Origin of the sequence: Xanthomonas sp. LMG 12460 (assembly GCF_009192895.1) — a bacterium.
Classification (GTDB): Bacteria; Pseudomonadota; Gammaproteobacteria; order Xanthomonadales; family Xanthomonadaceae; genus Xanthomonas_A; species Xanthomonas_A sontii.
The window spans coordinates 1-11,499 of sequence record NZ_NKUH01000110.1 but is presented as its reverse complement, the minus strand read 5'-3'; the positions used below and the strand labels follow the sequence as shown (position 1 = coordinate 11,499).

Genomic DNA, 11,499 nt, shown 5'->3' with positions numbered 1-11,499 from the left:
CTCAACAAGCAGATCGCCTACGACCTGGGCGTGTCCGAGGCCACGATCAAGGCGCACGTCACCGCGATCCTGCGCAAGCTCGGCGTCACCAACCGCACCCAGGCGGTGCTGCTGGCCGGCAAGCTGGCCATCGACAGCGACGCCATCGTGCTGCCGCCAGAAGAAGACTGAGCCGCGGCGACGCCTGTCAAAGGCGCGAGCGGTGCGGATGCGACGCGTGCGCGCACGTTGGCATTGCGCACGCGGCACGCTGGGCGCCTACTTGTGGGAGGGACTTCAGTCCCGACGCGCCGAACGCTGAGCGCCATTCGCTGCCTTGGGCGCGGCGGAAGCCACCCCACGCAGCGGCGATGCATCGGTAGCTGCATGTGGGGGAACAGCGGACACATCCGTGGCGCTGTCCTGAAGGAGCGCGCACATTCGCATCCTCACGCTCTACGGCTGAGCGCCATCGCAAGCGACGGCATGGGGGCAAGGACGAGCATCCTCCACGTCTCCAGTGCAACCGTCGCAGAGCCACCGTCGATATAGCAGCAGCTATCAAGATAAGCTGCAGCTTCGCGTGCGTTCCAGGGATGTTCGCCGCAGTTGGGCGCTGTTAGACTGCGCGTCCCCTTGGGGAGTAGCCTGCTGTCCGACCTGCGCGGACAGCGCCCGTATCAACAGACTCGGCCGATGCGCCGTGGTACGGGCAGCCAGTTCGGTTGGCGAGACCAGCGGCGAGTGCGCAAGGCGAAGGCCGGGCGCGCGCGCTCGTCGTTGTCGCCTGTCCCGGTACGGTCCCCCATGTCGTTTCTTTCGATTCTCCTGCTCGGCATCGCCATGTCGACCGACGCATTCGCCGCCGCCGTCGGCAAGGGCGCGGCGATGCAACGCCCACGCTGGGCCGACGCGCTGCGTGCCGGCCTGATCTTCGGCTGCATCGAGGCACTGACCCCGGCACTGGGCTGGGTGCTCGGCCAGGCCGCGTCCAAGTACGTCGTCGCCTTCGACCACTGGATCGCCTTCGGCCTGCTCGGCGCACTGGGCGTGCACATGATCGTCGCCGGCCTCAAGCCGGAGTCCGACACGCCCGAGGAGGCCGCGCCCAAGCGCCACGGCTTCTGGAATCTGGCCGCCACCGGCTTCGCCACCAGCATCGACGCGATGGCGGTCGGCGTCGGCCTGGCCTTCCTCGACGTGAACATCGTCGAGGTCGCGGCGATCATCGGCCTGTGCACGCTGACCATGGTCACCCTGGGCATCATGCTCGGCCGCGCGCTCGGCGCGCTCGCCGGCAAGCGTGCGGAGATCGTCGGCGGCGCGCTGCTGATCGCGATCGGCAGCACCATCCTGTTCGAGCATCTGCACGGTGCGGGGTGATGGCGCGCTGCGTGCTCGTGCAGATATTGGGGATGCGCGGCGAGATGAAACGCCCATCCCACCGATGCGGCGCATGGATTAGGCCGGTTCGGTAGTGAATTCCAAGTAAGTGGACAGGATGTACTTGTCGCCGCTGCGCGACGACAGGCATGCCCAACAGCACAATTGCGGCAATGCTCGCCAGTGATCTGCCTAAGCTGCACAAAATCTAGTGCCGCCTTATAGACGTGGATAGTCATGCAAGTCGACGTAGTTCATGTGCACCGGCACGCCGACATCCCGGTAGTAGCACGGCGGCCGTATGGACACTTCGTGTCGCACGATCTGGCGCCACTCGCATGGGCGGGTGACACCAGATCCATTCAAAGCACTTGCCCGCACGGGAGGCTGAAAAGCTCTCTCTTTTTAGCTATGCGCCATCAGAGCGCCGGATAGCGTAAGGCAATCAATATTCATCAATTCTGCCGGAAGAACCCATAAATCGTTGTTACTCCACCAGAGTCGGCAAAACTCTCTACGAAATTGGCAAGGTCGCCTTTCAGTGAAGCCTCTTCCTGCGCTCTCGCAGGGAGCGCCCTGACATCTGAATCGCGCTCGATTCCTTCATCGATCAAATCATCGAAGGAGTTCACGGGAAGGTTTTTTACTGCGTAGTAATGATCGACCAGCATGTAACCACCAGGTGTCTGGTTATATTTCTCGATCTGGACTTGGTCGCCCACGCTGACTGGCCCCCAACCCTTGCTGCTTGCTGCGGATGCGTATGCACTAAGAGCGACTTTCACGTACCCAAGAGTAACATCAGTATTTTTTGCAATAGCGCAACTGGAACACTGAATAAATATATTATCGACCCTATCGGTTACGACCCCCGCACTTGCACCGAAGGATACGACAGACAGAAAAGCGCCCAGCAGACCATATACATTTTTCATAAGCTATATCCTTGCTGTTGAAATTGAAAAACTATTGGGAAACTTTTACACCTGCCAGAACAAAAGATGAAATTTAGAACTGGCGCCCTAAAAAGGACGCCAATGCCATTTCCTCTACAACAACCATCTACCTATCAAAACTTGTAAGTCGCCCGCATCCAGTAGTAGCGGCCGAGCGTGTCGTAGGTGCTCACGTCGGTGTTCGCGTTCAACACGTTGTTCTGGTACATCATCGGCGGCTGCTTGTTGGTCAGGTTGTCCACGCCCAGATCCAGGCGCAGGTTGGCCCCGGCCATGTCGTAGCCCACCTGCAGCGCGTGGTACATGTAGCTGCCGTAGTTCAGCACCACACCCTTGTCATGCCCGTCGGCGGACATGTTCTGGCTCAGGTCGCCGCTGCCGACCTGCATCTTGCCGACCCAGCGGGTGGTCCAGCTCGCATCCCAGTTGCCCAGCTTCCAGCCGAACAGCGCATGCGCGCGCCAATGCGCGTAGTTGCCATAGGACGAGTTGTAGCGCCCGGCCATGTGCACCACCGTGTCTCCGGTGTCGATGTCGTAGCGGTGCAGGTAGGTGCTGTCCACGGTCACGGTGAACTTGCCGTAGTCGGTAGCGGGCAGCGCGTAGCTCGCGCCGAGGTCGATGCCCTGGGTGTTGAGCTTGCCGATGTTGACCACCGGCGTCTGGATGTGGTCGATGTTGCCGGCGCTTGGGGTGCCGGCGGCGTAGCGGTGGAGGTAGCTGCAGTACGGGCTGTTGTCATCGTTGTAGCAGAGGTCGGCTACGGTCTGCGCGGAGATCGGCTGGATCAGGTCGTCGAGCTTGACCTTCCACCAGTCGAGGTTGACCGACAGGCCCGGTACGTACTCGGGGCTGTACACCAGGCCGTAGTCGAACGAGGTGCCCTTCTCCGGCTTGAGCTGGTAGCCCACGTAGGTGGCGCCGGACTTGATCGCGTTGGTCTGCGACAGGCCTGTGCCGCTCCAGCCGGCCGGCACACCGGCGCAGGCAGTGGCGTGGCCGCTGCCGCTGTAGCCGACGCAGGGGTCGATGAAGTTCGGCGCGTCGGCGGTCGGGCCCTGGTAGATGTCGGTGATGGTCGGCGCGCGGAACACCTGCGCCGCCGTGCCGCGCACCAGCAGGTCGTGGATCGGCCGCCACTCCACCTGGAACGAGGCGCTGTTATTGCCCGAGCGCACGCTGCTGTAGTCGGAGTAGCGGTCGCTCAGGGTCAGGTTGAGCGCGCCGATCGGCGAGGACTGCTCCAGCACCGGCATGAACAGCTGTGCATAGGCCTCCTTGACGTTGAAGCTGCCGCTCAGCGGAGAAGCACAGGCTTCGGAAGAAACCGCGCAAGTGTTGTCGCTGTTGATCAGCGCGTTGGCCGACACGCTGGAACTCAGGCTCTCCTTGCGGTACAGCGCACCGACTGCCAGCTGCGCGGCACCGGCCGGCATCTCCCACAGACTGCCGTTGGCGCTAGCTTCCCACTGCCGCATGATGGTGGTGGTTTCCTGGCGCGGAATCGATTCGTTGCTCTGCAGCCAGGCGACCGTGGCCGGGCTGCCCTGATCCAGGATGTTGACCTGCCCACTGTTGATCGCGTTCTGCAACGCGGCATAATCGACGTAGCCGTGGCTCCAGTTGCGCTGGCGGTAGTGGCCGTAGTTGAAGTTGGCGTCCCACACCCAGCTACTGTCGCCGATGCCGCCCTTCAGGCCGATCACATCCTGATCGGTGGCCGTGTCGTAGAAGCCTTCGCGCTGGCCGAGCGAGGTGAAGCGCGTCTGATACTCGTAGCCGTTGGGGCCGAACTCCACGCCGAACGGGTTGTACGGATTGTTGGCGGCGACGGTGATGCCGTCGTTCTGCGCGTCGAGCGGCAGCGGCGCGATCGCGAAGTTGGACATGGTGTGGTTGTGGTAGGCGTTGACGTACGCCTGCATCGAGTCGGTGATGTTGAAGCTGCCGAGCACGAAGCCACCGACGCGCTGTTGCGGCGTCAGCAGCAGGTTCTGTGCCTCGTAGTTGTACGAATCAGCCGAGGAGCTGTAGCACTTGTAGCCGCCGCTGCCGTTGCCGGTCAACGCGCCGTCGGGCTTGCAACCGTTGGCCGCCAGGGTCGCCGCCGGCAGCTTGTAGTAGCCGGTCGGGGTCCGTGCCGAACCGCCCTTGTAGACGCTGCCGCTGGACAGGTACATCGCGTACTTGGAGAACGCGCGGTTGGCGGTGGAGACGTCCTTCTGCTTGTTGTAGTCCAGGCCGACCACGACGTTGCCGCGGTCCCAGGTCTTGCCGAAGGTGAAGCTGCCGCCCTGGCGCGCGCCGTCGCCGCGGCTGGTCTGGCCGTAGTTGGCCGAGACTTCACCGCCTTCGAAGTTCTTGCGCAGGATGAAGTTGACCACGCCGCCGATGGCGTCGGAGCCGTACATCGCCGAGGCGCCGACCTTCAGCACTTCGACGTGGTCGATCATGTTGGCCGGGATCGAGTTGACGTCGTTGTTCTGGATGCGGTGGCCGTCGATCAGGATCAGCGTGCGCTCGTCGCCGAGGCCGCGCAGCGAGATGGTCGAGGCGCCGTCGCCGCCGCCGTTGTTGACCTGCGGGTTGGTCGCGGCGCCGGCGATGCCGGGCAGCGCCTGCAGCAGATCGCCCAGGGTCTGCTTGCCGCTCTGCTGAATCTGCTGGCGATCGACCACGGCGACCGGGCTGGCGGTCTCCACATCCACGCGGCGCACCAGCGAACCGGTGACGGTGAGCTTGTCCAGGGTCACCGGCGCGTCGCCGGACGCGGACGCCGCCGGCGTGGCGCTCTGCGCATAGAGCGTGGCGGGAAGCGTCGCCATGGCCAGGCAAACGGCGTGAGCGAGTCTGTTCTTTGCTACGGACATCGGGAAGACCTCATGTGATGTGCGACAAGCGCCGGCTGCACGCAGGCGCGAACCATCCCGGGCGCGGAAACGCGCGGCGGGTGAAATGGATGCCTCGGGCCAGCGGTCCATTACAGGACCGTCAGGCACTTGTTAGTTTTTTATAAGAAGGGTGTTGTTTCGGTGTGCCGGTGTGCGGCAGTCCATGACAAAAACACCGCTTCAACCGCGGTACAGCGCGCGCGGCATTTCGCCGTTCAACCCGCAGACGGGAACAGTTCAGACAAGCAGCACGCTCAGACGGCGCGGTAGTCCCAGCGTTGCAGGAACGGCTGCAGCACCGGCAGTAGCGGTGCGAAGGCGTCGCGATAGGCGTGCCAGCGGTCCAGGGCCTTGCGGTTGATGCCCTCCACCACCTGCGCGTAGCTGGGCGTGCTGATGAAGCCCCTGGCCCGCGCGTGGCGCTGGAAGTCCAGCAGCCGCTCCGGCTGCTGCAACTGCAGGAACTGCCCCAGACGCGCCACCTGCGCCTGCGGATCGGCCACCAGGTCCTCGTAGCGCAACTCCAGCGTGCGTGGCTGCAGCAGGGCGGCGTGGTAGAGCCAGAACTCCATCGCGTCGGCATAGCCGCGCGCCAGCCGCGGCAGGCTGGCACACAGCAGGGCGAATGCCGGCGAGCGGAACGCCTGCATGTAGCAGCTCAGCAGCACGTCGCAGGGATGGCGCAGCGCCAGGATCACCGGCGCCTCCGGGAACAGGCGCCGGATCAGCGGCAGGCGCAGCAGGTTCAACGGGTTCTTGTCGACCAGGCGCTGGCCCGGCTGCAGCTGCACCACCCCGCGCACCGCCTGCCAGTACTCGGCGCGCAGCGTCGCGCAGGCGGCATCGTCGAGCTCGCCCAGTCCGTCCGGCCAGGCCACGCCGCGCGCCTCCAGGCGGTCGGCCAGTCCCTGCAGGAACGGCCGCTCGTCCATCGCCACCAACTGCGGGTGGGCGTCGAGCATTTGTTCCAGCAAGGTGGTGCCCGAGCGCGGGAAGCCGACCACGAAGATCGGCGAGTCGGCCATGGCCGGCGCGGTCACCGGCCGCGCCGCGGCATGGCGCGCCGGATCCCAGCGGGCCTGCGCGACCGGCAATGGCGGTGCGTCCGCCGCCGCCAGCTCCGGCACCAGCGCGGCCAGGCCCTCGACCTGGCCGGCATGGCCCTGCGCGCAGGCATGCAGCGCTTCGTCGTGAAGTCCGAGGCGGTCGCAGACCCGCGCCAGGGCAAAGAACAGGTTGCTCTGTTTGCGCCGGTCGACCGCACTGCCATCGGCCAACAGCCCGCGCAGCAGCGCATGCGCCTGTTGCCAGTGGCCCTCGCGCATGGCCAGCACCGCCAGCGCGTTGCTGGCGTCCTGGCGCACGTCCGGGTCATCGATGCGCTCCGGCGGCGGCAGCTGCGCGGCGGCCTCGCGCGCCTGCGGCAGGCGGTTGGCGCGCTCGAGCACCAGCACCAGCCGCGACCAGGCGCGCGCTGGTTGCGCCATCGGCCCCTCGGCGCAGGCGCGCAGCAGGCCGCAGGCGGTGTCGGTCTCGCCGCCCTGCGACAGCAGCCAGGCCAGTTCCACAGTGGTGTCCGGATCCAGCGGCGGCCACTGCCGCCAGTCGGCGATCAGCGCCTGCACGCGCTGGAAGTCGCCGCACTCATGGCAGGCCATCGCCGCGTGCACGCACAGCGGCGGCGCCTGCGGCGCCAGCGCGTGGGCATCGAGCAGGTGTTCGCGGGCCGCGGCGTAATCGCCGGCGTCCATCGCCAGCAGGCCGAGGTTGTGGTGCGGCAGCGGATCGTCCGGCGCCAGCGCGCGGGCGCGCAGATAGGCCTCGGCGGCCGGGCCGGGTTCGCCGGCCTCGCGCAGCGCCGTGCCCAGGTTGTTCCAGTGCGCCACCTCGTGCGGCTCGCGCTCGGCCAGCGTGCGGTACACCGCGGCGGCCGGCGCCGGCTGGCCCTGCATCTGCAGGCTCATCGCCAGCAGACTGCTGGCCAGGACATCGTCGGGGCGCTGCCGCAGGTAGGCGCGGGCGCCGCGTTCGAGGGTCTGCGCCTGGCCGGCCTCCAGCGCCGCCAGCAGGTCCGGGAGCGGGGGGATCGCGGTGTCGTCCAGGGAGGTCATGCGCAGGCGGGTCGTGGGCGGCCCTCCACCTTAGCCGCCCGCCCGCGCCGTGCGCCATGCCGGTCGCGCCGACGGCTGCCACATAACCCATACATTGCCGTTACGAAGACGCGCGACCGCTCCTAGATCGGATCGTGGTAGGCGGTGAGGAACGCGCGCAGCGAGGCCGGCTTGACCGGCTTGGTCAGCAGCCGGTAGCCGCGCTCGCGGGCCTGCAGCTTCAGTTCGTCGCGGCCGTCGGCGGTGAGCAGCGCGCCGGCCACCGGTCCGGGCATCGCCGCGCGCAGCGCATCCAGGGTCTCCAGGCCGTCGAGCCGGTCGTGCAGGTGGTAATCGACCAGCATCACGTGCGGCGCGCACGCGGCCTGCGCCAGCGCCTCGTCGACGGTGCTGGCGCAGATCACCTCCACCTGCCAACGGCCGAGCAGCGCGCGCATGCCGTCGAGGATTTCCTGATCGTTGTCCACGCACAGCACGCGCAGCCCGGCCAGCGAATCGGCCGCGGCCGCTGCGCGTGGCGCGCGTTGCAGCGCCTGCGGCGGTGGCGCCGCCCGCGGCACGGTGATGGAGAACATGCTGCCGTGGCCGACGCGGCTGCGCGCATCCAGGTCGTGGCCGAGCAGGCGCGAGATGCGCTGGCAGATCGACAGGCCCAGGCCCAGCCCCTGCTCGCCCCAGTCGAACGGCTGCTGGTAGCGCTGGAACTCGTCGAAGATCTGCTGCATGTGGTGCGGCGGGATGCCGGGGCCGGTGTCCCAGACCTGCAGTTCCAGCGCCGCGCCGCGGCGGCGCATGCCCAGCACGATGCGGCCCTGGCGGGTGTAGCGCAGCGCGTTGGCGAGGAAGTTCTGCAGCACCCGGCGCAGCAGCCGGCGATCGCTGCGCACCCACAGCGGCCGCGCGTAAACGTGCAGGCGCAGGCCGCGGCCGGCGGCGATCGGGCTGTACTGCGCGGCCAGTTCGCGCAACAGCAGGCCGGCATCCACGTCCTCGATGGTCGGGCGCAGGCCGCCGGCATCCAGCCGCGACACGTCGAGCAGGCCGTCGAGCAGTTCCTCGGCCGCGCGCAGCGAGGCGTCCACGCGCTCGGCCAGATGCCGCTGCTCCTCGTTCTGGTGCGCATCGCGCAGGGCCGAGGCGAACAGGCGTGCGGCGTTGAGCGGCTGCAGCACGTCGTGGCTGATCGCGGCCAGGAAGCGGGTCTTGGACTGCTGCGCCAGCTCGGCCTCGCGCGAGCGATCGGCCACGCGCTGCTCCAGGGTCTCGTTGGCTTCGAGCAGCGCCTGCTCGGCGCGCTTGTAGTCGGTGATGTCGTTGTAGCTGGTGACGTAGCCGCCGCCGGGCAGCGGCTGGCCGCGCATCTCGATCACCTTGCCGTCGCTGCGGGTGCGTTCGAACACGTGCGGGGTGCCGGCGCGCATGTGCGCGATGCGGCGGGCGATCTGGTCTTCCACCTGGCCGCCGCCGAGTTCGCCGCGCTCGGCGTTGTAGCGGATCAGGTCGGCGACCGGCCGGCCGACGTAGAGCATGCCGTCGGGATAGCCGAACATCTGCTGGTAGCGGCGGTTCCATGCGGTCAGGCGCATCGCCGGATCCACCACGCTGACCCCGGCGCTGATGTTCTCCAGCGTGGTGGACAGGATCTCGCGGTTGAAGCGCAGTTCCTGCCCGGCCTCGTCGAGCACCGCCACCACCTCGCCCAGGTCCATGCCCGAGCCGCGCAGCAGGCTGGTCAGCACCAGGCGCGCAGAGGCCGCGCCGATCGAGGCGGCGAGCAGGCGTTCGGTGAACTGCACCCAGACGCGGTCGGCCACCGCAGTGGGCTGCGGCTCGCGGCCGAGCAGTTGCGCCTGTTCGGCGAAGGCGCGGCGAGCATGGCGCTCCCCGACCATGCGCTCGGCCAGTGCCTGCAGGTCGACCACACGCACCTGCCCGAGCCAGTCGCCGGCCACCGCCGGGCGCTGCGAGTACGGCTCCAGGAATGGCGCGGCGCGCAGGCGCTCGTCCAGGCCCGGTCGCCAGCGCGCCGACACCAGCATCATCGTGCCGACGTTGACCAGCAGCGACCAGAACGTGCCGTGCGCCAGCGGGTCCCAGCCGCTCATGCCGAACAGCTGCTGCGGGCGCAGCCAGGAGATGCCGAACGGCCCGTCCAGCAGCCACGCCGGCGCCAGCCAGCCGGCCTGGGTCAGCGCCGGCAGCAGCAGGGTGTAGATCCAGGTGGCGAAGCCCAGCACCATGCCGGTCTCCACGCCCTTGCGGCTGGCGCCGCGCCAGTACAGGCCGCCGATCACGCCCGGTGCGAACTGCGCCACCGCGGCGAAGGCCATCAGGCCATAGGACGCCAGCGTGCTGTCGTTGCTGCTGCTGCGGTAATAGCCGTAGGCGATCAGCGCCAGCAGCAGGATCGCCAGGCGGCGGATCCACAGCACCTTCGAGGCCACGTCGGCACCGGCCGCCTGGTGCCCGCGGCGGCGCAGCAGCACCGGCATCACCAGGTCGTTGCTGATCATCGTCGCCAGCGCGATGCTGGAGACGATGACCATGCCGGTGGCGGCGGAGAACCCGCCCACGTAGGCGACCAGCGCCAGCGCGGTGCGGCTTTCGGCCAACGGCAGCGCCAGCACGATGCTGTCGTCGGCCACGTCGCCGCCGCCGAACAGGGCGATGCCGGCGGCGGCGATCGGCACCACCATCGCCGAGATCAGCACCAGGTACAGGCCGAACAGCCAGCGCGCCTTGCGGATGTCGCCGACGTCGCTGCACTCCACCACCGCCACGTGGAACTGCCGTGGCAGGCACACCAGCGCCAGGAAGCTGAGCAGGGTCTGCGAGATGAAGCCCACCGGCGGGGTGTTCTGGAACAGCGTGCGTGCCGACGCCATCACCTGGCCGCCGTCGCGCACGGACAGCCACACGTAGGCGAACACGCCCACCGCCACCATCGCCAGCAGCTTCACCACCGACTCCAGCGCGATCGCCAGCATCATGCCGTGGTGGTGCTCGGTGGCATCGACCTGGCGGGTGCCGAACAGCGTGGCGAACAGCGCCATCCCCAAGGCCACGTACAACGCCGGGTCGGCGTAGAACGGTGCACCGGCGCTGGACTGGCCGCTGAGCACCTGCAGGCTCATCGCCACCGCCTTGTACTGCAGCGCCAGGTACGGCACCACGCCGACCAGGGCGATCACCGCCACCAGCGCGGCCAGGCGCCGCGAGCGGCCGTAGCGCGAGGAGATGAAGTCGGCGATGGACACCGTATTCTCGCTGCGCGCGATCAGCGCCAGGCGCTCGACGATGCGCCAGCCGAACAGCAGCATCAGCAGCGGGCCCAGGTAGATCGGCAGGTAGCCGGCGCCGTTGCGCACCGCGCTGCCGACCGCGCCGTAGAACGTCCACGACGAGCAGTACACGGCCAGCGCCAGGCTGTACACTGCCGGCCGCAGCCACGGCCGCTCCGGGTACAGCGGACGGCGATCGCCCCACCACGCCACCGCGAACAGCAGCGCCGCATAGCCGACCGACACCAGCAGCAGGATCCAACTGGAAACCAAAGGTGAGCCCCCACGATGATGCGTGCAGTCTAGAGGGTGCGCGGCGCTTCGGCGTGGTCGGGTGTTTGGCTCGCTCCATCTCGCCGGGCTGCGTGTGCACCAGGCTGGTTGCCGCGATACTGTTGCTGTTGCTTTATGGACCCCGGGCGCGGCAGCCACCGCGAGGTGTGCTTGACCAGCCTGCGGCTGTGGTGGAGCGCTTCTTTTAGTTGCTTTTCTTTGCACAAGCTAAAGAAGTGCTTCTCAGCAGCCGAAGGCTGATCAAAGTCACTAGCACTCAGGCGAAAGTCGTTGCAACCACCATAGCCAGGGCAAAGGCAAAGCTTTCGCCTTGCGGCGAGTTACTTTTCTTTGCTTGTGCAAAGAAAAGTAACCAAAAGAAAGCACACCCTGCCTTGCGCCCTCCGCGCTGCGCGCTCCGGGTCCGCGTCCATCCCGGGGATCCGCGGAAGGGGCATCCTGCCCCTGCCGCGGACGGCGTACATCCATGTACGCCGCCCTTCGGGTTTTTCCCCGCGCTGGCCGCCGCTTCGGAAGGGAACCCGATAAGGCAAAGGCAGCAACCAAAGCAACCGCAACCGCCATCATGGAACTGCAAGCCCCGCGTAGGAGTCAACTGTCATGC

Annotated in this window: 6 protein-coding genes; 2 read left to right on the top strand and 4 right to left on the bottom strand. The window is 67.4% G+C overall.

Annotated features, from left to right (window positions below):
* Positions 1-171: LuxR C-terminal-related transcriptional regulator (locus tag CEK66_RS18465; protein WP_193312709.1), on the top strand; the 171-nt coding region annotated here is incomplete at its 5' end.
* A 615-nt stretch (positions 172-786) separates the two neighbouring features.
* Complete coding sequence (gene mntP, locus CEK66_RS18460; RefSeq protein ID WP_017908356.1) at positions 787-1,362, top strand: manganese efflux pump MntP; 576 nt, start codon at positions 787-789, stop codon at positions 1,360-1,362.
* 455 nt (positions 1,363-1,817) lie between these two features.
* On the opposite strand, the gene CEK66_RS18455 is transcribed toward mntP, so the two are convergent.
* From CEK66_RS18455 to CEK66_RS18440, 4 genes are all read right to left on the bottom strand, one after another.
* The gene (locus tag CEK66_RS18455) at positions 1,818-2,297 is read right to left on the bottom strand and encodes a hypothetical protein (RefSeq protein WP_152237875.1); all 480 of its coding nucleotides are present in this window, start codon (positions 2,295-2,297) and stop codon (positions 1,818-1,820) included.
* 134 nt (positions 2,298-2,431) lie between these two features.
* Positions 2,432-5,143: a TonB-dependent receptor gene (locus CEK66_RS18450; protein WP_152237874.1), complete on the bottom strand. Its 2,712-nt coding sequence runs from the start codon at positions 5,141-5,143 to the stop codon at positions 2,432-2,434.
* 320 nt (positions 5,144-5,463) lie between these two features.
* Entirely contained in the window at positions 5,464-7,320 is a 1,857-nt protein-coding gene (locus tag CEK66_RS18445; RefSeq protein ID WP_152237873.1) for a sulfotransferase, read from the bottom strand.
* Between the two features lie 122 nt (positions 7,321-7,442).
* On the bottom strand, positions 7,443-10,874 hold the full coding sequence (locus CEK66_RS18440; RefSeq protein ID WP_152237872.1) for a PAS domain-containing hybrid sensor histidine kinase/response regulator: 3,432 nt from the start codon (positions 10,872-10,874) through the stop codon (positions 7,443-7,445).
* Positions 10,875-11,499: the final 625 nt, after the last annotated feature.